The organism is Fibrella rubiginis (assembly GCF_017353185.1).
In the GTDB taxonomy this organism is placed as follows: domain Bacteria; phylum Bacteroidota; class Bacteroidia; order Cytophagales; family Spirosomataceae; genus Fibrella; species Fibrella rubiginis.
In genome coordinates this window covers 191,056-213,369 of sequence record NZ_JAFMYV010000003.1, presented here as the reverse complement: position 1 = coordinate 213,369, position 22,314 = coordinate 191,056, and the positions used below count along the sequence as shown (strand labels likewise).

The 22,314-nt window shown below is 50.9% G+C and carries 24 protein-coding genes; 6 read left to right on the top strand and 18 right to left on the bottom strand.

Going from position 1 to position 22,314, the window contains the following annotated elements; all coding sequences use genetic code 11:
* Positions 1–10: 10 nt before the first annotated feature.
* Genes traM through J2I47_RS07710 form a run of 13 tightly spaced genes read right to left on the bottom strand, consistent with a single transcriptional unit; the run spans position 11 to position 10,784 of the window.
* Positions 11–1,306, bottom strand: a complete 1,296-nt coding sequence (gene traM, locus J2I47_RS07770; protein WP_207364007.1) for a conjugative transposon protein TraM — start codon at positions 1,304–1,306, stop codon at positions 11–13.
* The gene (locus J2I47_RS07765) at positions 1,260–1,541 is read right to left on the bottom strand and encodes a hypothetical protein (protein ID WP_207364006.1); all 282 of its coding nucleotides are present in this window, start codon (positions 1,539–1,541) and stop codon (positions 1,260–1,262) included. The genes traM and J2I47_RS07765 overlap by 47 nt, the downstream gene beginning before the upstream one ends.
* 4 nt (positions 1,542–1,545) lie before the next feature.
* Positions 1,546–2,178, bottom strand: a complete 633-nt coding sequence (traK, locus tag J2I47_RS07760; RefSeq protein ID WP_207364005.1) for a conjugative transposon protein TraK — start codon at positions 2,176–2,178, stop codon at positions 1,546–1,548.
* A 12-nt stretch (positions 2,179–2,190) separates the two neighbouring features.
* Positions 2,191–3,216, bottom strand: coding sequence for a TraJ family protein (locus J2I47_RS07755; protein WP_207364004.1), 1,026 nt, complete (start codon positions 3,214–3,216; stop codon positions 2,191–2,193).
* Positions 3,217–3,228: 12 nt separating this feature from the next.
* Positions 3,229–4,098, bottom strand: a complete 870-nt coding sequence (locus J2I47_RS07750) for a hypothetical protein (RefSeq protein WP_207364003.1) — start codon at positions 4,096–4,098, stop codon at positions 3,229–3,231.
* A 33-nt stretch (positions 4,099–4,131) separates the two neighbouring features.
* Positions 4,132–4,884 (bottom strand): hypothetical protein, encoded by a 753-nt coding sequence (locus J2I47_RS07745; RefSeq protein WP_207364002.1) that lies wholly within the window; start codon positions 4,882–4,884, stop codon positions 4,132–4,134.
* 36 nt (positions 4,885–4,920) lie between these two features.
* Positions 4,921–5,388 (bottom strand): hypothetical protein, encoded by a 468-nt coding sequence (locus tag J2I47_RS07740; RefSeq protein ID WP_207364001.1) that lies wholly within the window; start codon positions 5,386–5,388, stop codon positions 4,921–4,923.
* A 1-nt stretch (position 5,389) separates the two neighbouring features.
* Positions 5,390–7,906: a TraG family conjugative transposon ATPase gene (locus J2I47_RS07735; protein ID WP_207364000.1), complete on the bottom strand. Its 2,517-nt coding sequence runs from the start codon at positions 7,904–7,906 to the stop codon at positions 5,390–5,392.
* 19 nt (positions 7,907–7,925) lie between these two features.
* On the bottom strand, positions 7,926–8,258 hold the full coding sequence (locus tag J2I47_RS07730; protein WP_207363999.1) for a DUF4133 domain-containing protein: 333 nt from the start codon (positions 8,256–8,258) through the stop codon (positions 7,926–7,928).
* Positions 8,258–8,560, bottom strand: a complete 303-nt coding sequence (locus J2I47_RS07725) for a DUF4134 family protein (protein ID WP_207363998.1) — start codon at positions 8,558–8,560, stop codon at positions 8,258–8,260. Before J2I47_RS07725 ends, J2I47_RS07730 begins: the two co-directional genes overlap by 1 nt.
* A gap of 51 nt (positions 8,561–8,611) precedes the next feature.
* On the bottom strand, positions 8,612–9,499 hold the full coding sequence (locus tag J2I47_RS07720) for a hypothetical protein (protein WP_207363997.1): 888 nt from the start codon (positions 9,497–9,499) through the stop codon (positions 8,612–8,614).
* Positions 9,500–9,528: 29 nt separating this feature from the next.
* Positions 9,529–10,083 (bottom strand): DUF3408 domain-containing protein, encoded by a 555-nt coding sequence (locus J2I47_RS07715; protein WP_207363996.1) that lies wholly within the window; start codon positions 10,081–10,083, stop codon positions 9,529–9,531.
* 17 nt (positions 10,084–10,100) lie between these two features.
* Positions 10,101–10,784, bottom strand: a complete 684-nt coding sequence (locus tag J2I47_RS07710) for a ParA family protein (protein WP_207363995.1) — start codon at positions 10,782–10,784, stop codon at positions 10,101–10,103.
* A 480-nt stretch (positions 10,785–11,264) separates the two neighbouring features.
* Here J2I47_RS07710 and J2I47_RS07705 point away from each other — a divergent pair, with 480 nt between their 5' ends.
* The 4 genes from J2I47_RS07705 to J2I47_RS07690 all read left to right on the top strand — a co-directional run bounded on the left by J2I47_RS07705 (position 11,265) and on the right by J2I47_RS07690 (position 16,526).
* Entirely contained in the window at positions 11,265–11,708 is a 444-nt protein-coding gene (locus J2I47_RS07705; RefSeq protein ID WP_207363994.1) for a hypothetical protein, read from the top strand.
* The gene (locus J2I47_RS07700; RefSeq protein WP_207363993.1) at positions 11,675–13,900 is read left to right on the top strand and encodes a relaxase/mobilization nuclease domain-containing protein; all 2,226 of its coding nucleotides are present in this window, start codon (positions 11,675–11,677) and stop codon (positions 13,898–13,900) included. Before J2I47_RS07705 ends, J2I47_RS07700 begins: the two co-directional genes overlap by 34 nt.
* Positions 13,901–14,138: 238 nt before the next feature.
* Positions 14,139–16,139, top strand: coding sequence for a conjugal transfer protein MobC (gene mobC, locus J2I47_RS07695; RefSeq protein WP_207363992.1), 2,001 nt, complete (start codon positions 14,139–14,141; stop codon positions 16,137–16,139).
* 42 nt (positions 16,140–16,181) lie between these two features.
* Positions 16,182–16,526 carry a helix-turn-helix domain-containing protein gene (locus J2I47_RS07690; RefSeq protein ID WP_207363991.1) on the top strand — a complete coding sequence of 115 codons (345 nt, stop codon included), beginning with the start codon at positions 16,182–16,184 and terminating at the stop codon, positions 16,524–16,526.
* On the opposite strand, the gene J2I47_RS07685 is transcribed toward J2I47_RS07690, so the two are convergent.
* On the bottom strand, positions 16,523–17,233 hold the full coding sequence (locus J2I47_RS07685; RefSeq protein ID WP_207363990.1) for a hypothetical protein: 711 nt from the start codon (positions 17,231–17,233) through the stop codon (positions 16,523–16,525). The genes J2I47_RS07690 and J2I47_RS07685 overlap by 4 nt on opposite strands.
* Before the next feature lie 29 nt (positions 17,234–17,262).
* Complete coding sequence (locus J2I47_RS26970; protein ID WP_374759902.1) at positions 17,263–17,577, bottom strand: M23 family metallopeptidase; 315 nt, start codon at positions 17,575–17,577, stop codon at positions 17,263–17,265.
* 478 nt (positions 17,578–18,055) lie between these two features.
* Between J2I47_RS26970 and J2I47_RS07675 the strand changes: the two genes are divergently transcribed.
* Entirely contained in the window at positions 18,056–19,531 is a 1,476-nt protein-coding gene (locus J2I47_RS07675; protein WP_207363988.1) for a DUF3945 domain-containing protein, read from the top strand.
* A gap of 10 nt (positions 19,532–19,541) precedes the next feature.
* A complete protein-coding gene (locus tag J2I47_RS07670; protein ID WP_207363987.1) occupies positions 19,542–20,912 on the top strand; it encodes a toprim domain-containing protein in 1,371 nt (456 codons plus the stop codon).
* A 77-nt stretch (positions 20,913–20,989) separates the two neighbouring features.
* On the opposite strand, the gene J2I47_RS07665 is transcribed toward J2I47_RS07670, so the two are convergent.
* The 3 genes from J2I47_RS07665 to J2I47_RS07655 form a co-directional block, all read right to left on the bottom strand.
* Complete coding sequence (locus J2I47_RS07665) at positions 20,990–21,322, bottom strand: hypothetical protein (RefSeq protein ID WP_207363986.1); 333 nt, start codon at positions 21,320–21,322, stop codon at positions 20,990–20,992.
* A 268-nt stretch (positions 21,323–21,590) separates the two neighbouring features.
* Entirely contained in the window at positions 21,591–21,908 is a 318-nt protein-coding gene (locus J2I47_RS26495) for a hypothetical protein (RefSeq protein WP_229374388.1), read from the bottom strand.
* Positions 21,901–22,260, bottom strand: coding sequence for a hypothetical protein (locus J2I47_RS07655; RefSeq protein WP_207363985.1), 360 nt, complete (start codon positions 22,258–22,260; stop codon positions 21,901–21,903). Before J2I47_RS07655 ends, J2I47_RS26495 begins: the two co-directional genes overlap by 8 nt.
* Positions 22,261–22,314: the final 54 nt, after the last annotated feature.

The window sequence follows — 22,314 nt, the reverse complement described above, 5'->3', positions numbered from 1 at the left end:
AGTTTTTTAGTTAGCGCAGTAAAACGTAGTAATTGCCTTTAAGGCTGGCCTTCTGGAGCCGAGCCTTGCGCTGAAATAGGTTTTGCACCCCCCGAACGCCCGCCTGTGCTGCCGACGCTGCCGCAGCTTGACCGATGTTGCTGCCCGTTGGTGTGCTGACGTTGATGCCGCCTACTGCCTGCGCGGTAGCCAACCGTCCTTCCTGAACCGCAATTACGTTGGGTACGTAGATGCCTGGCAACCCGTCCATATCGTATACTGACAGTTTGATGGGATAGATTCGGTTATGAAGTTGTACCGACGAGACCTGCACCGATACCCGTTCGGCCCCAAAGTTGCCAACGCCATACACCAGTGTCCCTCTCGGAATGACCATATCCTGAATTGTCATGTCTTCGAGTAAGCGCAGTTGCACCCGCCCGCCATTTATGACGGTTTGATTTTGGTTGATGACTGCCCGGAACGTACCGTTGATGGCTTCGTCGCGGGCTTCGCCTTCCTGACGAGACTCCTGCGAGAACAGCCCATAAAATCCGTTGCGCGACCGGTCGATACCGTCCAGGCCACTCACGACATCAGACTGAGCGAGTTTGTACGGTTTCAGTTCGGCTTCCTGTCGGGCAGTGGCCTTCTCTTCTTTGTCACGCTTATACTCTTCCAACAATGATTTCAGCCGGTTGAGGTCCTGCGCCTTTTTGTACTGCACCGCAGGCGATACCGGGGCCACCTCGTCATCGTCGTCACGAGTAGAAACCGACCGCGCACGGGCCGATGAGCGCGGGGCGGTAGCTACGTCAGTACCGGCCCCATCCGGTTCGTAGTAATCGCTCAGCGTCTTGAAGTCCTCATCCGACGGGGTCGATTTACGGTACATGTAACGGTCAAGGGAGCCGGGTACCGATGCGCCGGGTGCCGCCCCCCCTCCCCCACCGTTGGGCAGTGACATACCGGGAAGTGCCATCGAAGGGGAAACCACTGGGCTGCTTGGTGATTGCATACCTGTGCCGACTGATGTTAGTGAGGTTGGCGTATCAGTGCCTGGCATAGCCATCGGCATTGACTCGTGGGCTTGCGCCTGCGCCATTACGTCTAATTTTGATTTTGGTATAGAATCAACCGTTGCCGAGGGTACCGTTGTGTTGAGGTTATTGGCTTCGAGCGGTTCTTCCTTGCGGTTTTTAACCAGGTAGATGAGCAGGGCAGCAATCGCCAGCGCGAGCAAGGCGAGGGCCAGCCGAAACCGTTGATCCGAGAACAGATCACGGACGTCGCGCTTGTGATGACTGGGTTGCGTGAGGGTTGCCATAGTTGGAGGGTTGTTTATAGGGTACGTTGTTTACGGATTCATTGAATAAATACAGCCGGGCGTAGCGAACACTTAGTACCAACGTACCCAGCAGGCCGACAAAGACCAGCATCAGTCCAGTACGTCGGCGGATAAGCGGCTGCTGTTCCCACCGACGTACCTGGCGTAGTAACCACCGGGCCGATGGCCACCACGCCCGGCGCAACGTAGGCCGTAGTAGGTTCGTTGGGCGCATCGTGTTAGTCACGGGTGATGGTTTCGAGATCGCGGTTCTCCAGCACTTTCAACCGCTCGATCATGAAGCCGTGTGAGTTGTTGTCCGACCGGTCAATGTCGATCAGGTTACACTCCGTTACGAGTCGGCGCGTCGTAATCGTATTGGCCCGTACCAGCAGTTGCCGGGCGTAGGTTCGGGCCGTAAATGGTGACTGGCTGCCCGTCAACGTGATGGAATCGATTTCCACTTTCTGAATGACGTTGCCCTGAATGAGCTGGCTGAAGTACCCTTTTTCCCTTAAATCCGAGTAGAGCCGCATCACAGAGGCATCACCATAGTAAGCAGCCTCATGCACGTGTGAGTCAATTACTGTTTCGTCGGGGTCGAGATTGAAGAACAACCGGTGAAACGCCCGAATGTGGTCTTTCGCTTCGGCGGAGCGGTTCACGTTCATGTCCTGCGCCAGGGCCAGCGTTAGCGACTTGCTCCCGTCGAGCACGTAAATTTTTTCACGACTCTTATTGACGGTATCAAACGCCCACCAAGCGATGCCCGCCGCGAAGGCAACCGACAGTACTATGACGGCAATGGCCACAAAGCGGATCAGCCGAAAAGAGGATTCAAGGTTGGTCAGGTATCTAAAATTAGTTTGCATAGTTGGATGGAATTAGCGGATTGCCCGTTGATATCGACCGGATACATTGCCAATAACGGCCCCAGTTGCGGCACTGCCTACGTTGGCCGTTGTTCTGCCGGCTGACGCGATGGGCTGCACGGCTGACGTAGCCCCGCTACCAACGCCCGCCGATTCGAGTATCCAACCGGTAACCTTCGGCACGAGCAGGTAGCCAATGGTCCCGATGACGTAAAAGACAATCATCGTAAAGTCGGTGCCGACAGTCGCTTCGGGCGCGGTGTTTTGCAACTGAGCGATGTCGATTCTGAGCATGGTGATGTGTACCTGCTCAATGATGCCACCGAAGATGTTGGCCACTGGAATCCACAAAATCACGTGAACCACCCGCGCAAACCAGGTAGCCAGCGATCCGTAAAACCAATCGAAACAAGCAAGCCCAAAAGTCAGCGGCCCGACGATGAAGAGAATGAGCAGAAAGAATGTCTGAATGACCTTCAGGCCAGTCGCCGCGGCTGTGTACAGCATTTCCGATACCCAGCGGATCATCTCGTCAAACCACACGCTCATACCATACTGCATGGCGTTGGCCGCTAACCGACCTAGTGCCACACCTGGTATAATTTTCTGGGCGGTGGCCAGCCAGTCGCTGCCTTCACCCGTCATGATCTCCGTATTGGTCTGTTCCCATTTCTTCTTGAGCAGAGCATCCTTCTGCGCATTCAGAATCTTAACTTCCTGTCGGCTGTCGTTGACCAGCGTTGAGGTGCCACTGTCCAGCGACTGGCCGAGGCCCGTGAGTCCGTCCACGATGAACGGATAGCCAACCAACGCCAGAAATAGCGCGATAGGCCGCAGCAACGGGTAGATATCGATGGGTGGCGTTAGCATACCCTGCCAGATTCGGGCAAAAACGTAGCATAGCGCACCTACGCCCCCCACCGCCTGCGCCAGTGCAATGAAGTCGCGGAAGTGCGGGCGCATCGTGGCGAACAATTGCTCGGTGGCCACCTCAACCGATGAGACTACCGGTGCCTGTAAAAGAATTGTTGTCAGCATGGTAAGCCGGATTTAGTAGGATGTTGTGCCGAGTGCTTGTCGTAGTTGCTGCTCAGTATTTCGTTTTTGCTGATGTTTCAGGGCTGCATTGACATCCTGCCGCATTCTGATGATGCCATTTTGCCGTTTTAGGGCCTCCCGTCGTGTCTCCCGAATCAATTCCAGCCGTTCGTAGGGCGACAGGTACGTTAGCCGACCGCCTTTTTTAGCCAGCGCCAGCTTCGCTTCCAGCATCTTGGTGTCGGCCAAACCACTGGCTGAGGTAGCAAACAAAGCGTAGCCAACGTCGCCGGGATATTGTTCCTTCAGCAACTTCTCAATCTCAGCTTTACCCTGGTAGTCGTTGATTAGATTGACGGTATTGCCGTGTAGCCCTTTCATGACGGTCTGCGCGTCGGTCATGCGGCCACTCTGCTCCCACCCTGCTGGTGATTCGTTCATCGCCTTCTGGAAAGCTACCCGCAACTTGAGGTTCTGGTACCTCAGCTTGCCGACCCGGCCCATACCATCTTTCATAAGGGCTGTCAACTTGCGCAGCTCTTTCGTTAAGGCTTCCTGCTTTTGCTTGTAGCGCATTTCCATAACGGTCACTGCCGGCATGGAGAAAACAGTAGCTTCGGCGACTCCTTTGTACACCTCATCAAGTACTTTCTCGGCGATGATAGTACCCCAGTCAACACCGGGGTCATCCAGGCCGCTCATAATGGCCCACTCGTTCTCGCCAAGGAGCTGATCAATCGTCTGTTCTAGTTCTCGTTGAGAAGCCGGACCATTGCGCAAATCGCCCGTACCAGGTACGTAGTGCTGAGCCTGCACCGTCGAAAGGGCAAGGAGGCCCCAACCCGTCAGGCAACACAGCCCGACTCGCAATTGTCGATTCATAGGTGGTGATTGGTATAGGTACGTTGGATCAGCCTACTTGCTACCGACGTACCAGTTCAGACTGGTTTTGTCTTTGTAAAACGCCTTGGCCGCAGCCGCTTCGTAAGCCTGTTTAGCCCGGTAAGCATAGGCCCGCTGTAACTCCCCGTTGATGGTCCGCAACGCCTGCTGCCGTTGGGCTAACTCTTGCTGTACGTTCTCCAGTACCTTCACCCGTTCACCTTCCGACATCCAGATGGGTTTCTGGCCAAGGTTGACCGTAAAGCGCACCTCCATCGCCAGATCGTCGGTGTTGGCTAACTGATCAACGATCTTCTGATAAACGGCTGCTTCCTTCGGGGCAAATGGGCCTTTGCTCAGCAATGTTTGTATGGGCGTGGCCGCACTACTGACCTGGGTGAAGTCGGACTTCAGGTTAAGCTGATCATAGAACTTGACAAATGTTGGCGACAATTCCGTATGGGCCTTCTTCCATTCGTAGTTTACCTTGTAGTCCTGGTACTCGATCTTTTGTTGCCGAGAAAACCCCTCCTTCATCATTTTGCGGAGCCGAGCAACCTCGCTGGTGGGTGATACATTGAGGATGTCGCTGAGGATGCTCATCAGTTCATCCTTGATGCCCTGCATGATGTCGCGCTCCGTTTCGCCCAAGATGCCCTCAATCTGTTGGGTGATGTCGTTATCCATTCCCTGGTCAGGTCGGTCGCCGGGCAGAATTGTTTGCGCATAGCCCGCCGTGCTTAGGAAGGCACTCAGTAAGAGCGTACCAATACACGTACCTTTCATTTGGCTTCAGCTTTTTTTGTTTCAGTGGTCCTGTGTTTAGTGGGGCTTTCGGGTGAGCACCAACGGTCCCCGTCCAGCCGCAGGGCGGTCTGATGCCGTCGGGCTTCGGTTTTCTAACCGACCATCGACGAGAAACAGACTATCCTTCACGAACTGCCTTGCTGAACCACAAGCCAAGCACTCACGGTAGGGTATATACGTACAGGTTAGTGGCCCACTTAACTTGTTCCGAAACCATTCCTTGCGGGTCTTGATGTCCAAGGCTGCCGACCATTTCGTCAGCGAGGTTGTATCCGCATCTTGGCTAATCTCGTATTCCGTGCGGTCATAATGATCCGGCTGAGGGTCAGGAGGTGTTCGTGCCGGCACGTCGCTAATCCAGGAGCCATAAAAAGCCGTCGGTACATCGGCTGACGTACCGGTGCCCGACTCCGACGCGCCGTTGTTTCCCGAACAGGCCGTCAGACCGGCGCACATGAGCAGAAGCAAATATTGGTGTCGCATATCAGTTGTAGCGGATTTCATCGGCGTATTCGCGCAGTGCCACGTCGTAGCTACCGCCGTTTTCGTAAACCTTTTTTTGAAGGCGTAGTTTTTCTGTTTGCTCGGTCGAAAAAGCCAGGTATTCTTCCAGCGACACCTCCACGCCATACACTTTGGACATCTGACCACCCCACGAGATAAACACCTCCTTGTACTTCCGGCGTGGGTCGAGGTCGCGGTTAAGTGACAGGCAGAGGTCCTTTTCTTTCACCGTCAGAGCCAGCAGGTCCATCACCTGTTTGAACTTGTTCTGGTATTTCCGCTGGTCGAGCAAAATCTTGGTATCCGCGTTATTGATGATGGATTCCTTAACAATTGGCGAACCGATGATGTCGTCCACTTCCTGCGTCACGATCCAGGCCTCGCCGAGAAACTTCCGCACCGTTTTGTAGAGATACTTGATGTACTCAGCCATGCTGTCTTTCATGATCGCCTTCCAGGCCTCCTCGATCAGGATAATCTTCCGCACCCCGCCCAGTTTGCGCATCTTCGAGATAAACGTATCCATGATGATGATCGTCAGGATGGGATACAGAATCGGGTGGTCCTTGATGTTATCCAGCTCGAAGACGATAAACCGCTCGTGTAATAGGTTGAGATTTTCCTGGCTGTTGAGCAAGTCCGCGTACTCCCCTCCCTGGTAGAACGGCTTCAGTACGTACATGAAGTTGTCGTAGTTGAAGTAATCGTCCCGCAGTTTGTGCTCGGTCATATAGGTTCGGAAATCAACCTGCATGAATTCGTAGAAGCTGTCGAAGCACGGAAATACGTCCTGGTTTTGAGCCAGGTGTTCATAATATCCGCTGATGGCCGCTGACAAGGCCGTGTATTCGGCCATTGTTTGCCGCTCATCGCTTCGCTTCCACAGCGTTTGTAGCAGCACTTTTAGTGCCTCCCGTTTTTCAACGTCAGGGTTTAGCCGCCCTTCGATATAGAATGGATTGAAGCTGATCGGCGATTCCTCTGAGTAGGTCAGGTACCGCCCGCCGAGTAGCGCGCACAGTCCCTGGTACGAGTGGCCCACGTCGACAATAACCGTATGGCTTCCCTGCGTGTGGTACGACCGCAAGGCGTGGTTGGTGAAAAACGACTTCCCACTTCCCGACGGTCCAATAATGAACTTGTTGCGGTTCGTTACCCAACCCTTACTCATCGGTTCATCCGACAGGTCGACCAGGATAGGTTTCCCCGATAACCGTTCCACCAGCTTCACGCCCTGGGTACTCATCGAGTCGTGATAGTTGGTCTCGTGGTTAAAAAAACAGACTGCCTGTGGCACAAACGACCAAAACTTATCTTCACGGGGTAAGTCCGCTGCGTTTCCTGGAATGCCCGCCCAGAAGAGCGTAGCCGCATCAAGGCTATTTTCGCGGGGACGTACCCCCATCTTGGCGATGGCCGATGAAACCATGTTACGGAGCACTGGTAGCTGCGTTTTGTTCTCCGTCCAGATCTGCACGTTGTAATGCACCCGAACCGGTGAATAGCCCGTCTCCGCCGCGTAGTTGAGAAACTGATCGATCAAGCGCGAGTTAACCTCGTTGTTCGTCGAAAAGTTGGCCAATGACCGCATCTGTGTTGCCCGCTGTTCCAACTGGGGAGACACCTGCTGCTTATCTTCCACGAAAATGTACTGATTGTAAAGGTGGTTGCAGTTTAGCATCAAACTGACCGGCGCAGCGTACCCCACCGATACGTTCGAGTTTTCCGACGACAAGTTCTCTAAGCGGTTATTAGTGCTTAGCTGTTCGGGCAGATCCTCGACATCAGAGATCGTGTAGAATTTCGAGTATTTCCCGCCGACGCGCAGCTCCTCTCCCATTTCGATATCAGCCAATGTGACAACGTTATCTCGAAGTGACAAACTCATGTACCGTTCAAGCAAACCCGGCTGAGCGGGCTGATCCGTCCGCCGATCAGCATCGCGCCCGGCTAGGTCATCGTTAGTTAGCCGTCGAAGTGTGATGCGACGGGTACTTTCCAAGATAGCCTTGAACTGTTCTATGGCGTTCAGAAACTCGTCAACCTTGCGCTTATCGCTGATCTCCCGTGGCAGCAGCCGACCGCGTGACAGGGTAGTCTGCACGGACGAAGCGTTATGCCGCTCGCCATGCGACTTTGTGATGAAGAGATAGCAGGCGTGGTGCAGGAAGGGTCGCTCGTTAAAGTGCCGCTCACTGGCCTTGTCTAAGAAGTTGGCTACCTGACCGCCAGGTTGGTAATCCTCTTCGACGAACCAATCTTGCTTGTGAAGAATCGTGTGTGCAGGTAAGACACCAATGGCTTTTGTCCAAGCCTCACACAACTCACGATAATCGCCGAGTTCGACACGCTCATCGAACTGTACGTTCAGCGTGAAGATTTCGGGCAGCGTTAGAACGAAAGCTACGGTGATGTCGCCGTGCTTGGAAATCAGACAGTCGTTCTCAACGGCCCCAATCGGAAACACCGACCGGATGTCTTTCATGCGAACATGCATACCGTTACCGTTTTTGTAATCAACCCTTACGGGTCGTTCTGTTTCTTAATTGCCGATACACTGCCGAGTCCCGCACCAGGACCACTTTGGGCTGCCGCTCCCGGCTTCGCTGTTTGATAAACCCCCGTTCGCCGTATTGTTTCGAGATGCGGGTCATCAACGTGTAGGCTGCGAACAGCGAGCCGAAGTAAGCACTGAACCCAATCTTGGCGGGGATGTCTGCAATCGCCATCACGATCATGGTCAGCACCAACAAGCCAATCGCAGTTAGGCCAATTCCCTTGATGAAATTCATGCCTCGAATGCCCAACACCTCAGGTGGGCGATCAACCCCTTTATTAACCCGGAACATTAAAAGAAGATAGCTTCTAAGACCAGCACTGACACTGTGGCAAAAATCAAGGCACCCACCCATGAACCGGCTGACTTCTTCGTATCAGGGTCACCGCTGAACATTTTCGAAATCACCTGAATAGCGCTGAGCAGACCAATAGCCGCGCTGATATACAGCATAAGCTTTGACAAAGGCTTGAAGACGTTTTTTACTTCGGAAGCCGCCTTGTCAATGCCTCCATCAATTGGACCGGCCTGCGCCCCAATTACACATACAACCAGCAGCATCGCTGCCAGCACCCAAACGTTTGGCTTTTTCATTGCACTCGATAGTTTATAGAAGTTGGACTTGATTGCGCTAAGTAGGTCCGCTTAGGCGTTGGTCGCCTCCGGCTCATTCTCCATCTGCTCGAACAGTGTGGCGTAGAACGCAAAGCCGGTCGCTGACTCCTCCCCTACCCCACCGGTGGCGGATGATTCGACACGAACGTCTTCAGCCACAGCGTTGACAACCCGCTCAAGATTAGCATCACCAAACTGGGGCAAAGATTCAAGGTAGGTACGTAGCTGAGGCCACAGTTCATGCGTGATGAGCGCAGCAACTTTTGGCACGATGGGCGTCCACTGGTTGAGGTAATCGGTCAGATCAACCTCTGGTAGTTCACCCGTTACTTCATCCAAGTCATCGCCAACTACGACAAAATCCTCGTCGTTGGTTTCTGGGTAAAGTGGTTCGCTTACCGCCGAAAGCGCAGGATTTGATTCAACTACGACAAAATCCTCGTCGACGGAGGGTGGACCAGTCTCTCCGAGTTTGGTGAGGTCAATTAGTGTGTCTTCTTTCCTACTGTTGCCGAGATCGGCACGAGGCTGAACTACGACAAAATCCTCGTGTCTATTTGATGTCAGGTTGATATCCTGATCCTCCAGGCTGTATCCATTGCCATCCACCGGCTGAATTACTGTGCCAATCGGCTGACTATGAGTCGATTCACTATCACAATCAGGTTCATAATCAGCCGATTGATCTATCTGAGTTAAGTCATGAACCCCTCCCCAGTTTGTTTGTGTACTGCCTAACAAATTAGCATCGGCAGACACCTGACCGTCCGTACTGTATGATCGATGCATCCGGGCGGCAGGACTATTGACGGCGGATCGATTAAATACCCGTACTCCGCTCCAGTCGTAGTCCTGCCACACTGTCCATCCTAACCAGCCCGCCCCGGCGAAGCCAGCCGCCGAAATCCACAATAACATGCGATACTCCGGCGCGACCCGGCGTTACGCTAAAATCCTTTTGATAATCGCTCTAAATGCTCTTTCTGCATTTGAGTGATGACGCCTTCGTTGTCCTTAATATGCTGACTGATAATGTTTTCCATTATCTCTGGCATTGTGACTTTGGTGTTTGCCTCTTTTGAGCAACGTAGCAAAAAAGCCAGTAACTTATACGTCTTTTCACTCATATACATCATATTCGTCGGCTTCTTAAAGCCTTCGATCCGTTGGAAAAACTGAGTTTGATAGCGTTCACGCTGTTTACCTGTTTTTCCCGTCGCAGTTCCGGTTATGGCTCCTTCTTCTGGAGATTGGGCCTCCAGTGAAGGTTCTTCCTTTAATTTAGCCGGAGTTGGCTCTGCCTTAATCTCCTCAGCCGATGCTGCCGGAGCGTTTTTCGTCTCCTGCCTAGCTTCAGGCTGGTTCGTAACTGCGACAACCCCTTTGTCTTCCTCTCCGCTGATGCCCTGCTGATTTAGCCAGGCATCGAGATCCGATCCCATTGCTGCGGATGCCATCAGCGCAATGTCATCGGCAGCTCCCTTGTTTGTTTTCTTGGCCATAAAGGTACGTGTCTAAATCAGTTCAATGCAAATTTTTGATTTATCTCAGCAATCAAATTTTTGATTTCGCTGTGTGGAAAGATGGTTGAGCGATTGTTTTTCCAAATCACTGAGTCTTTGATTCGAGTGCTGAGAATACCCAGTTCAGGCCGTTGCGTGGCCATGTTCTCAATCGATTGGTAGATCGTCTGCCGTTCGCTCGACTTGTACTTGTTCCAAAGCAGGAAGCTTTTGAGTGGCTTGTCGGCGGGACGGGAAATCTTGGCGAACGCATCCAGCGTCATCATGCCGGCAGCGAACGTTAACTTATCAGCCTCCATCGGTAGGATTACGTAATCCAGCCTCTTCACGACTTGATCATATCCGGCAATGTTGATCGTACCAGGCATATCTAGAAAGACCATTGTATCCGGCTGTCCGGCCAGTTGATCTAACAGAGCGGGAACATCTGCCATTGCCACTTTCCTGACTTCATATGGAGCACGGCCCTGCTTTTGTAAGTCAGCGATCAACTCAGGGTCTTGTCGTAGTTTGGTAATCTCCAGTGCTCGCTCATTGTAATAGGAGTGCTGCGGAAAGTCGGCATCCAGTACAATCACATTCCGTTTTTCAATGGCGTGATAATAGGTTGCCATGTGCATGGTCAAGGTAGTCTTACCCGTCCCCCCCTTCTGCGTACAGATAGAAATGAATACTGCCATATAGTAGTGCTTTGTTTTAGACAAACATACTGACTTTCTTCAAAGCTTATATACTGTATGACATGATTACTGTCTGACTGAAATGATTACTGTTAAAAAACAAAAAATAAATACTATTATACTAAAATTATTTATAAAATACTGTAATACTAAAATATAGTATTACAGTATTTTGGCAAAGTTGTAGTGTTAATAAAACGTAGTATTGCAGTATTTATGAATCACTGCAATACTAGTGGATGCGTATGGACCGGTATGTGTCGATGTATGAACGAAGCACTAAAATGCAGCTTTTATAAAATTTAGTATTATCTAGTTTTAATATTTTAGTGAATTTGGAGATGATTCCATGCACGATCACCAGCCACCTTGAACAGTGTTCTCTTTATTGGAATAAGCAAGAAGTGTTTTTTGGCACAAAAAACACTTCTTGCTTATATTCGAGGTAGAAATTAGTGTGAGAACAGCAGTAGGCGAACAATGGGACGGGGTGGCCGGACACAGAAAAAGCAAGAAGAGCAAGTTAGCGAGGTAGTAAAGACCACTCTTACGCTGGATGCTTTAGAAAAGCTCCAGGCTGAGTATAAGCGCGAAACAGCCGGTCAAAAAGTAAGCTTTGCTGAGTTCATACGCCAGCGGTTGACGATGGGATCGCGAAGCCAGGAAAGGGAAGTCCAACGGGCGGCTGCACTGGCACTTCAACTTGAACTGGCCGACATAAAAGACCAACTCAAACGGATAGAATCTACCATACAGGAGCAACATCTATCTAATCATCAAGAGAAAATTCAAGCGAATTGGGCTACTATTTTTTTATCCAGTGGCATCGATTCAGTAAAATTTGAGCCGGTTTCAGAACGTTTGGAGGAAACAATCAAACAAATTTCCCGATGGTTGTACGGCTCCTCACCGGAAAAAATATAGCTGGCGCATTACAATACAACGAGCAAAAGGTAACTACTGGAGAAGCCCAGCGGTTGGCCGCCGGTAACTTCCCGGACCCCCAAACGGCCTTGTGGTCGTGGCAGGCCAAGCGGGAAATGTTTGAGTTCTTAGCTCATAAAAACCCGCGAGTAGAGAAGCCAACCGTACATATCTCATTGGCGTTTCATCCGAAGGAGCAGCTATCCAACGAGCAGCTATGTCGCATCACCCAGGCATTTCTTGACGAAGCGGGCTATGAGAAACAACCGTACATGCTATATCGGCATCAGGATACAGCCCACCCGCATGTGCATATACTGACCGTCTGCGTGGATCGGAATGGCCAAAAAATTTCAGATACATACAGCAAGAACCGGATGAACACCATCCGACAGAGACTTGAGGTACGTTTCGGTCTTGTGCAGGCCGAACAGATGCAGCCGCGACTTGAGCGGAGGCCTGACATCGCAGATAGCCAAGGTGAGCCACTAAGCCGGTTGGGGCAGTCGGAGGCAAGAGTAGCTATTGATACAACGCTGCACCGAATCATGAGCGAGTATGCCTGTTCCTCGTTTGATGACCTAACCTGTTTGCTGACCGCCTACCACATTCAGGCCAGACGCATCAACCGAAAAGTGAGTGGGCGAGAAGCCATTGGCGTAACGTTTCGATTGACCAATGGCGAGAAAGCTATCTCACCGGCAATTAAGGCAAGTAAACTGATTAGTAAGCCGACGTTCAACCGGCTCCAAGAAGTCTTCACACGCGGTCAAGCTACCAAAGCAGGAGCAAAGGCATCCATTTATAACATCTTGCAGCGTGAGTTGACCGCGTTCAAAACAGTAAGCGAGCCGGATTTTTACACGACGTTGCGGCAGGCAGGGGTACACGTGCTCGATGACGGCCACAACTATTTGTATGTTGACCACCGCAACAAGATAATCTGGAATGAAGCCGAACTGGGTGCCGCCTATAGTCGGGCTGTCTTGCAAAGTGCCTTTACTGTTAGCACTGAGCGATTACGCATTAGTTTAGGAACAGAGGAAGGTAAATTATTGGGGCAGCGGGTAGCTGAACAATACAAGCTATATCGCCAGGAGACAGGATTGCCACATGAAAGCCAACTAATAGAAGCATTCCCGTTTACGCAGCTAATTCAGCGGCTACGCAGCCAGGGCGTTCCAGCCGATCAAGCCGTAGTAGCCCTACAACAATTTGAAAAATATAAGCTGGGGCAACTACCGGTCATCCGAATGAGAGAGGAAACTCAGTTTCAACGGTATGCAACTGGACATCTGGAGCTTGCCAGCCAGTTAACGCTATCCGTAGCAGGTCGAATAACGTACCTGCGATCTATGGATTTACTGTTGACTGATCAGGGCCTACAACATGCTCACAATAGCAGCTTTAGTCTACCACTACCAGCGGAGAGACGCATGGCTTTGTTAACCTCGACGTACAATCAGCGTATCAGTTTTGGGTCGATGCAGTCGATGGCCGAAAAGGAATTGCTGATCCAGTTGGCAGAAGGGGAGGGGAGAGGCTCTGAAAAGATCTGTGGGACTGATCTATCCCGATTGCAGAAAATACTGCCGATCAGGCTTTGGAATCAGGTTGGTAGGCTGTTCAATCAAGCTCAGGCAGAGCAGGCAGGCGAAATGAAGGAGGCAGTTCAACAAACGTTGCTTGCCTGGTACCAGCAGGGCATCGTTGTGTGGCCCGAAGGCGGAACGTACCGAGTAGGTCATTATTTAACTGATCCGACCACGTATGCCACATTGCCCCAAGAGACCGCTGATCGGTTAAGGGCGATTAGTTATGACCACGAGCAGGCACTTCGTTATCAAACGGCCTTGACTACTGTACAGGGAAGACTCATGGCTGTGTTGGCTGATTCGATTGCCAAAGAGAGTCGAAACGAGGTTGATGTGGCAAATCGTTTGATTGATTTGATAAATCAAAAAACGTTTCCGTCTTTTGCTGATGAAACGGCGTTGCTAAATCATTTAACGCAAGCAAGTCTGTCGAATGTCAACAATAAACGCTTAGCCAACACCTCAACGCAACAACCTAACGAAGTAACAAAAGCTGTCGTCAAGCAGGAATCACGACTAACCGAAGGGCCTCCAGCAAAGAGTGATGAGGACCCAAACTTGACCGAGGGCGTCTCGCGAGGAATCCGTCGTAATTGACTCTACGCTCATCAGACAAGGATTTTGTCGTAATTCCGCCATGCCCCCTTTTTGAATTACACTACTATAGCGACGAGGATTTTGTCGTAGTTGGGATAGGTTTGCCCTTAACGAGGATTTTGTCGTAGTTAAGGATTGACGGTTCAACGGGCGGCAATTGGCTATTAAGGAGCAGCGAGGGTTTTGTCGTAGTTATAAAATCGGGTTGATGATAGGGTAGGGGCGGCACCTCAATCCCATGAGCGCAGAACAGGACAAAGAGTACCGGGGTATTCTTTCAGTCATCCTTTATCTGGCCTTTGCTGTCATCGCAGGCCATCTTTACTTCTACGGTTATGAAACCTGGCAGCGGCAGGGCTTATCTCATGCGGTGCTCGACCGATTCTTGGTCAACCTGAATAACAACCTGCACGTACTGGAGCGTCCTGGAATTAGCAAGCTCATTGCCTTGGTGCCTTTATCGGTGTATGTGTTCGGTAACAAGGCGAAGAAGTCGCTGGACATTACTTGGCGTCGAGTTCTCATAGGGTTAGGTATTGGACTAATGTTACTGTTCGGTAACACGGGCGTAATGCGGTGGTCGTGGCTGGAAGCGGATACCCGGACATACGTCTATGTGTTGACTACCTTGGCTGGCCTGCTTATATTAATACGGGCAGGAAATGATGCCAACCGGATTATTAACATACGGGTAGACAAGGATCTGTTCAATGACGAAAACGAATCCTTTCCGCAGGAGAACGCCTTAGTCGAAAACGACTATTCAATCAACATACCAACCCAGTACAGTTATCGCGGACGTACCTGGCAGGGTTGGGTGAACGTAGTAAATCCTTTCCGGGCGGCAATGGTGCTGGGTACACCGGGGTCAGGTAAGACCTTCGCCGTGATTAACAATTACATCCGACAGCACATTATGAAGGGCTTCGCAATGTATATCTACGACTTCAAGTTTCCTGATCTGTCGACCGTCGCCTACAACTACCTGCTTCAGCACTACCAGCAATACGACGTCAAGCCAAGATTCTACGTCATTAATTTTGATGACCCCCGCCGGTCGCACCGGTGCAATCCGCTATCACCGGAAGGAATGACCGACATCGTGGACGCGCAGGAGGCGGCCCGAACGATCCTACTCAACCTCAATAAAACGTGGATTCAACGGCAGGGTGACTTCTTCGTGGAATCGCCCATGAATTTCCTGACGGCCTGCATCTGGTTTCTGAAGAAGTACAAGGATGGTCGCTATTGTACGTTTCCGCATGTTATCGAATTTGCCAACCGCGAATACGACAAGATATTCCCTGTGCTGCTGGCGGAGCGCGATGTCGAAAACTACACCATACCCTTTGCTAGTGCCTTAAAAAAACGTGCCTTCGAGCAATTGGAGGGACAGATTGCATCCGCTCGCATTCCGTTGGCCCGGCTGGCATCACCGGCACTGTACTGGGTGATGACGGGGGACGACTTCACGCTGGAGATCAACGACCCGATGGCTCCCAAGATTCTGTGTGTTGGTAATAATCCGGCCCGTCAGGAAGTGTATGGGGCAGCGTTAGGACTCTATAATGCCCGGCTCGTGCGACTCGTTAACCGGAAGGGTAGGCTGAAGTCATCGATCATAATTGACGAGTTACCCACCATTTATTTCCGGGGTCTGGACAACCTCATCGCCACGGCCCGAAGCAATAAGGTATCAACCTGCTTAGGCTTGCAGGATCTCAGCCAACTGAAGCGAGACTACGGCGACAAAGAGGCTACGGTCATCTTCAACACCGTAGGTAACGTGTTTTCTGGGCAGGTGGTCGGTGAAACAGCTAAGACATTGTCGACCCGGTTTGGTAAGATCGTGCAGCGTCGGCAGTCCTATACGATTACGGAACGGGACACAACGACGAGCATTTCGACCCAACTTGACTCACTAATTCCTGAGAGTAAGTTAAGTAATCTGTCACAGGGCTTTTTTGTAGGGGCTGTTGCGGATAATTTTGCCGAGACGATCAGCCAGAAAATCTTTCACGGGCAATTGGTCGTCGATGAGCAGACGCAGCAGGAGATGGCTACGTTCCGTCCGATACCGGAACTGACCGACCGGGCGCAGCTATCTGACGATGCCTTGGCGACCCTACTGGAACAAAATTACAGGCAGGTCAAGACAGACATCGATACGCTGTTGGCCGAGGAGTTGAACCGGATCGAGCAGCACCCGGAACTCAACCATTTGCTGGTCGGCTCGTAGCTTAGCCTCAGCAATGCCAACACCAATGCCAACACCAATGAGATGATCGTTACCATAGACCCATACCGCATTGAACTGGCCCGTCGGCTTGGTCTGCTTCGTAATCAATTTGACCTGTCACAACGCGACTTCCAAGAACCACTCAATTTAGGACAGAACGTGATTTACCGAGCTGAAAAGGATTTAAGCATGAGTGTCGAAGCCTTATTGGCCCTGGCTCTTTACTACGTTCAGCAATGCGATATTAACCCCGACTGGCTTTTCAACCCGGACAACACAGATATTCCTCAATTAAACACACAGGCCGTTCGCAATCGTAGAAAAGTACAAATATTCGATAAAATGGTTGAGGAAATGAGGGTGGCGGAACTCGTAGAACAGGCCTAAGCTGCTTTCTCTTCAGCAACTGGTAAAACTTCTGGCTCAACCTTCTCTCCACGAAATTCTTTACGTAAACGAGCAATGCTCGATGCTAAGTCTTTAACTGCGTCCTCAAATGCTCTGGCAACTCGCCCATTAACTTTAGCAACAGTGTCTTCCGATAGTTGAAGGCCGAGCGTTTTCAGTGAAACATCGGCGAATTTTTCAAAAAACTCAATTCGCGCTTCTGAGGTATGAGGTAGGCTATCAGGCCTCCAAATCCCTTTGTATGCATGGCTAGCTAACCACCCTATGTGTTTAGAGTCTTCACTAGAAATTGTGGGCGATTTAGGTATTTTACTACTGTAGTCAGGCATTGTTACATCCTTAACCCATGCAAGCGACTTCATCACGTAAGAGGTGAAGAGATGCTCAGAGATGATAAGAGTATCGAAATCACTATCTGTTGAATATTCTTTGTTAATAAAGTTTGCCTTCAAACTTCTACCTGCCATCGCGCTACCCACGATGAAGATACTCGTTGGTTCTACATTGAAAGCGTCAGCAATTGTTTTTCTAAACAGAGCGAATTTCAAGGGCTCATCACGAAACACGAAAGGCACATGTGACAATAATAATTTATGAGCAATGGCCTCAGGTGAGAATTCTTCAACGAGCGAGCGCCATTCATCGGCTGTTAGATACGGTGTTGCTAGTAAACTACCTTTTGCCATAAGTGTCGAATTTGTTCATGGCAATGTAATCAATGTTTTCTTTCTAGTATTAAAAAGCAATGCCGTCTGGGGTCGATTGCCTGCCCCTTGTAACGCACAATATAATGTAGGTGCGGGCCTGTAGTTATGCCGGTCTGTCCGACCTGTCCGATCCGCTGGCCACGACGTACCCGTTGGCCAGGTTGAACCTCGTAGCGGCTAAGATGCCCGTAGGTCGTTATGTAGCCGCTTTCGTGTATAAGCTGAATCGACAAGCCTAATCCGTCTGACTGTAAGCCCACCTGACTAACGTACCCATCCGCCGTTGCATATACCGGCGTACCAACAGGTTGGGGAAAGTCCATGCCATTGTGTGACTGCCGCCGACCAGTAACGGGATGGCAGCGCATTCCAAACCAACTACTGACGCGATATTGCTCCCGCTGGACTATGCGAACGGGAAGGATCGAAGGGATATACTGAAACCGGTCGAGAGTAGTACTCTGTAAGTTGCCCGGCAACATGGAGTCGTCCGTTAATTGTGCGGCTAATCGAGCAATTTGTAAGCTGTCGGGCGTAGCATCGGTGAGTTTAGTGCCAGTCTTATTGATTTGTCTTGTAAATCTGACTTGATTGTTGAATAGGCTTATTCTTAATGTGTCGGACTGCCTCGCTTTTGGCGAAAAAAGCACTTGAGCTACGCAGATTGGCTCAGAAATCATAAAATTTAACAGAATGAGTAACACACAGCAGCTAGGCATGACTTGAAAATATCATTGCGGGCATTTACTTTTACTGTGGTGAAGATATATAGTTGATTTGTAAAAACAATCAAACGGAATCATGACGAAAAGCCAAGTGATCGCCGAGCAGGTAGAGACGGAGCACTATTCGTTGCAGCTACCGGCCAAGTCTGAGAAACTCCGGCAGTACCTTGAAAATGATGGGCTGCTGTCAAATGAGGAAATAACAAGTGCGTTGTATGACGATGCCTTAACCAAGAAAGCACTACGAGAGAAGGTAGCTGCTGCTGGTGTCACCACCGACAAGCGGCTGATTGATCAACTTACCAATCACCTTTGGGATACGCATCAGTCGGTTAAAGCTGCCAAACAACTGTTGCCATCGGAAGGAATTGATCCCAAGGCAACGTACCGGCTCACCATTCAGGAGGGGCAAGAGCATCGATTGCAGGCCTTGGAACAACGTGCACAGGACGTTCCCATGCCGAAGGTAGTCGTGGTAAGTGGCAATCTCTTGGCCAACTTTCTGCACAATTACCGCCTGAACCGGGATATGCAGCTAACGATTGATAAAGTCGTCGGCCCAAGCCAAGGTGTGCAGGCCGCTGCAATTCACAAGGTTCATCAATCTCCTGACATAGCGGGCGGACAGAAACGGACGGAAGTCAATTCTGTCAGACGTACTGAGCAACCTGTTGATGGGCGGACTGCAATTCAAGGCAACCAGAGCAAGGTAAAGCAAGAACCTCAACCGGTAGAATCAACAAGTAAATCCCAGGGTGAGGTAGCTTCGGCGAAAAACTACGCGTGGGAGCAGGTGGCCAGTCAACTGGCAGCAGCAGGGATAACCCGTGAGCAGCTTGTCGGGCTGGGGCAGCTTTCAACCTTGCTGAGCGGCAAGCAAACTGGTCCTGTCTCGTTTGAGCAAAAAATTGATAATCGGTACGTATCCTTAACGGGTAAACTGCGCGTCGCCGAAGTAAATGGGCAACTTAAGCTCCGGTTTCAGCCGATTCAAGATGAAAAGGCACTGCGGGCGATAACGATCCCAAAGCAAGTGCAGGGGTACGTTATAACCCCAAACGACCGGGCTACTCTCATTAAAACAGGTGAAATGGGGAACGTGGTTGAGTTGACCAACCTCCAAACAAACCAAACATATCGGGCCTACATTGGCACTGATCCCAAAACTCAGCAGCTTGTTGTAACACGTCAGGAACAGGTTAAACTGCCTAAAAGCATCAATGGTGTCACATTGACCCAAACACAACGGGAGATGATCGGGCAAGGGAAAGCCATCCGACTTGACGGACTGAAGGGAGAGAACGGACAAACTTTCTCAGCTTATGTTCAGGTATCAGCCGCCAAGGGGGCGTTGAACGTGATAAATGTGCCTGATAACGCCGTCAAGAAGACGACCGATTTGAAAACGGCCCAAGACCTGAGACGACCCAGCCACAAGTTAGACGGTACAACATCAGGCCAAAGTGCTAAGACAGAAAGAGCACCGGTGCGGCACGTCGCCCAGGAAGGTACGTTGCGTGATGATGCAAAGCAGGGGCCGCGGCTCCGTTAACTGACCGGCTATGCAACATACACACTCATTAGACGATTACCGGAGAGACATTGATCTGGTAACGTTTCTGGAGCAGGAGGGGTTTCGGATCAAAACGAGCAAAGGGTCGAGGCACAGCAAATGGGTCACGATGGAGCAGCCGGATGCAGATCGGCGGCTTATCGTGTCCCGGAAGCAAAGTGGTGAATACCGCTTTTACAACCCTTGTGACGACTTCGACAAAGGTACCATCATTGACTTCGTGGCCAGTAAGAAGCACTACGACCTCAGTACCAAGAAAGGCTGGCGGGAAGTAGCTGACTATCTCAACAACTATTTAGGTCGCCCCACGCATCAACAGCATACGGTGCGACCGCAGCCCAGTGAGGAGGTCAAGCGGAGCCGGGCCGTAGCGCAGTATTTTCAGTTGGAGCCGCTAACGGACACGCGCTACTTGGAGAGTCGTGGCATTCGGCCAGAAACGCTGACTTCGTTTCCCTTCAGCCAGCGCATTTTCAATCAAACCTACACCAACGAGGCCAGAACATTCTTAGTTACCAACACGGTGTTTCCGCTGGAAAACGAACAAGGGATGCTAGGTCTGGTGGTTCGCAACGACAAGTATAACAAGATCAAAGGCAGCAAAGAGGATGGTATCTGGGTTAGTAACATCGACCCTGCGCGCGCCCCGAAGGAAGTATTCATCTGCGAAAGCCCGATTGATGCCCTGTCGTATCATGAACTGCACCCGCCCGCCCAGCCTCACGAGCGGATGTACATTTCGATGGCAGGTACGCCTTCGCATACGCAACCACTCACGGTGCAAAGGCTCATCAGCCGTCTACGACCAGAAAAAATCCTGCTTGGCAATGACAATGATCCTTCGGGTATCTACTACAACGCCATGTGGCTGGCGCAACTCAATCCGGCGCAGTCGGGGGTAGGAGTGGGGCCTGTCGGACGCGTGATGGCATCTGACCGAAAATGCACGATGTTATTTGATGGGTTGGCCACCGGCACCCCACAGACGGAGGCGTTTATCCGCTACTGGCAGCAGGGAGTCGCCATTCTTAACCGCGGCTACGAACCAGACCAACAGCGGGCAAACCTGGACGTGATAGGAGGGGGGGCATCACCTATCACCCAGATTCGGATGGAACTGCCCAAGCAGCGACCGTTTCTTATCCGGCTAGAAAAAATGATATCCGATTTTCGGGGGATTACCCAGTTTGTCGAGGTAAAGCGTTCAATTGAGAAGGATTGGAACGAACAGCTACAGCATCAAAGACAAAATATGAAGCTGGCCGAAAAACCAACCAGTTTATTCAAGGAGTCGCCGAGCGGTATGATGTTGGCAGCAAACAGCCAGTCAATTACCTCCTCGCTTTACAAGCTTGGGTAGTTAAGCAAAACGGTAGTGATAGCTGATGTCCTGTATTGAACCGCTGCCGGATGACGTCCGGTCATTGCCCGTAGTAATCAGTCCGGGATGCTCATCCCATCGACACGCTGAACGGGGTATTGGCCTTTCTGACGCGGCATTAGGTGAATAAAACGTGATGTTGCCTCCTGGATGACGTGATCTTCACCGAATAATAGAGCTACCTGGTACCCGGTGATGTTTACCTGAACGGGCTTATTGAATTGTAGAGTTGACTCTAAACCCTCCCGCGTGATGGGTGGATGCAGGCTAAAATCATCTTCATTAAGAAACGCGGTGAGCCAGTTATACAAGTCATTGATCGACCGGCACATGTCGGGATTGATCAATACGTCGGGGCGTCCGGTTTTAATAAAGCCAATGGTGTACATAGTAGTCTTTACAAGCAAGGAATACTTTTCGCCGGTAGTCAGGTACGGCTATCGCGATTCAGTAATTGACTGATCACAAGCTCAGCATCTGGCTCTGGTAAGGCGAGCAGGTAATCACCCCAATTCGCTGCGTTGCCAAATCGGAGAGCAAAATTCTGCGGTACCGACGGCAAGGTAACATCCGGCGACGATTGTAAACTGATACCGTGGTTTTCAAAATACAGTACCAATTCATGAAGTTGACGTACCAACGGTGGCGGTGGCCCCATTAACGTAAATCGACTATCGCGCTGACATTCCCATAAATAAGTGGCGTCCTCGTAATGGTTGATCTCCCAGTGTTGCAATAAATAGAGTTGTCGGTAATGGGGTAAATTGAGATAGAACCGGCCCAACGCCCGTCCTTACTGTACCAATGGGCGCGAAAATGTTTCTTAAGCTGTTGCTGAGATGCTTCATCAGGATCTGTTGATATGCAGGCCAACTCGGCGAAACCGTCTTCCAATGGCAGTTGTTCGAGCCGCCGATAGCAGCGGATGAAGTGCAACACCGTCTCGGCGGGGGGCACGGACGATGCGTTAGTCATGGTCGTTGGAGTCTTCGGGGTGTTGATCCTGTAGAAGCTGGCTCAAGCGTTGCTTCCACCCCATTGCCCCGTCGATGTTGCGGTAGGCCTCTTCTCCGTAACGCTGCATGGCGTAGTCCAACAGGAATGCCTGCGTTTCTAACTCAAACTTATCGGACCAAGTCGCCCAAAACTGCTCAATCGTCACTCCATTCTCATCGCCGTTCCAGTAGTATGTCCAGGCATAGTCGAAAGCGTGATTTTGTCGTAAGTAAGCTACATCCTCCTGGCTATAATTGTGTACCAGCTTGTTGAGCGCATTAATCGTGGTTAGTTCCAGGCGGTAGGTTCCAACTAATCGAGCTGTTGTCATTGTCTGAGCTTAGTGAAGCTAACCTACGTTAAATTCAATGGCTTCACAAGGGTG

What these genes read in the sequence shown, in the direction of transcription:
- J2I47_RS07755 (WP_207364004.1), bottom strand. Translation starts at nt 3,216, where the DNA reads ATGCTGACAACAATTCTTTTACAGGCACCGGTAGTCTCATCGGTTGAG.
- traM (WP_207364007.1), bottom strand. Translation starts at nt 1,306, where the DNA reads ATGGCAACCCTCACGCAACCCAGTCATCACAAGCGCGACGTCCGTGAT.
- J2I47_RS07670 (WP_207363987.1), top strand. Translation starts at nt 19,542, where the DNA reads ATGCAACATACACACTCATTAGACGATTACCGGAGAGACATTGATCTG.
- J2I47_RS07720 (WP_207363997.1), bottom strand. Translation starts at nt 9,499, where the DNA reads ATGTTATTGTGGATTTCGGCGGCTGGCTTCGCCGGGGCGGGCTGGTTA.
- J2I47_RS07700 (WP_207363993.1), top strand. Translation starts at nt 11,675, where the DNA reads ATGGTTGTACGGCTCCTCACCGGAAAAAATATAGCTGGCGCATTACAA.
- mobC (WP_207363992.1), top strand. Translation starts at nt 14,139, where the DNA reads ATGAGCGCAGAACAGGACAAAGAGTACCGGGGTATTCTTTCAGTCATC.
- J2I47_RS07750 (WP_207364003.1), bottom strand. Translation starts at nt 4,098, where the DNA reads ATGAATCGACAATTGCGAGTCGGGCTGTGTTGCCTGACGGGTTGGGGC.
- J2I47_RS07715 (WP_207363996.1), bottom strand. Translation starts at nt 10,083, where the DNA reads ATGGCCAAGAAAACAAACAAGGGAGCTGCCGATGACATTGCGCTGATG.
- J2I47_RS07745 (WP_207364002.1), bottom strand. Translation starts at nt 4,884, where the DNA reads ATGAAAGGTACGTGTATTGGTACGCTCTTACTGAGTGCCTTCCTAAGC.
- J2I47_RS07690 (WP_207363991.1), top strand. Translation starts at nt 16,182, where the DNA reads ATGATCGTTACCATAGACCCATACCGCATTGAACTGGCCCGTCGGCTT.
- J2I47_RS07740 (WP_207364001.1), bottom strand. Translation starts at nt 5,388, where the DNA reads ATGCGACACCAATATTTGCTTCTGCTCATGTGCGCCGGTCTGACGGCC.
- J2I47_RS07665 (WP_207363986.1), bottom strand. Translation starts at nt 21,322, where the DNA reads ATGTACACCATTGGCTTTATTAAAACCGGACGCCCCGACGTATTGATC.
- traK (WP_207364005.1), bottom strand. Translation starts at nt 2,178, where the DNA reads ATGCAAACTAATTTTAGATACCTGACCAACCTTGAATCCTCTTTTCGG.
- J2I47_RS07675 (WP_207363988.1), top strand. Translation starts at nt 18,056, where the DNA reads ATGACGAAAAGCCAAGTGATCGCCGAGCAGGTAGAGACGGAGCACTAT.
- J2I47_RS07730 (WP_207363999.1), bottom strand. Translation starts at nt 8,258, where the DNA reads ATGTTCCGGGTTAATAAAGGGGTTGATCGCCCACCTGAGGTGTTGGGC.
- J2I47_RS07655 (WP_207363985.1), bottom strand. Translation starts at nt 22,260, where the DNA reads ATGACAACAGCTCGATTAGTTGGAACCTACCGCCTGGAACTAACCACG.
- J2I47_RS07685 (WP_207363990.1), bottom strand. Translation starts at nt 17,233, where the DNA reads ATGGCAAAAGGTAGTTTACTAGCAACACCGTATCTAACAGCCGATGAA.
- J2I47_RS07705 (WP_207363994.1), top strand. Translation starts at nt 11,265, where the DNA reads ATGGGACGGGGTGGCCGGACACAGAAAAAGCAAGAAGAGCAAGTTAGC.
- J2I47_RS26970 (WP_374759902.1), bottom strand. Translation starts at nt 17,577, where the DNA reads ATGGACTTTCCCCAACCTGTTGGTACGCCGGTATATGCAACGGCGGAT.
- J2I47_RS07725 (WP_207363998.1), bottom strand. Translation starts at nt 8,560, where the DNA reads ATGAAAAAGCCAAACGTTTGGGTGCTGGCAGCGATGCTGCTGGTTGTA.
- J2I47_RS07765 (WP_207364006.1), bottom strand. Translation starts at nt 1,541, where the DNA reads ATGCGCCCAACGAACCTACTACGGCCTACGTTGCGCCGGGCGTGGTGG.
- J2I47_RS07735 (WP_207364000.1), bottom strand. Translation starts at nt 7,906, where the DNA reads ATGCATGTTCGCATGAAAGACATCCGGTCGGTGTTTCCGATTGGGGCC.
- J2I47_RS26495 (WP_229374388.1), bottom strand. Translation starts at nt 21,908, where the DNA reads ATGACTAACGCATCGTCCGTGCCCCCCGCCGAGACGGTGTTGCACTTC.
- J2I47_RS07710 (WP_207363995.1), bottom strand. Translation starts at nt 10,784, where the DNA reads ATGGCAGTATTCATTTCTATCTGTACGCAGAAGGGGGGGACGGGTAAG.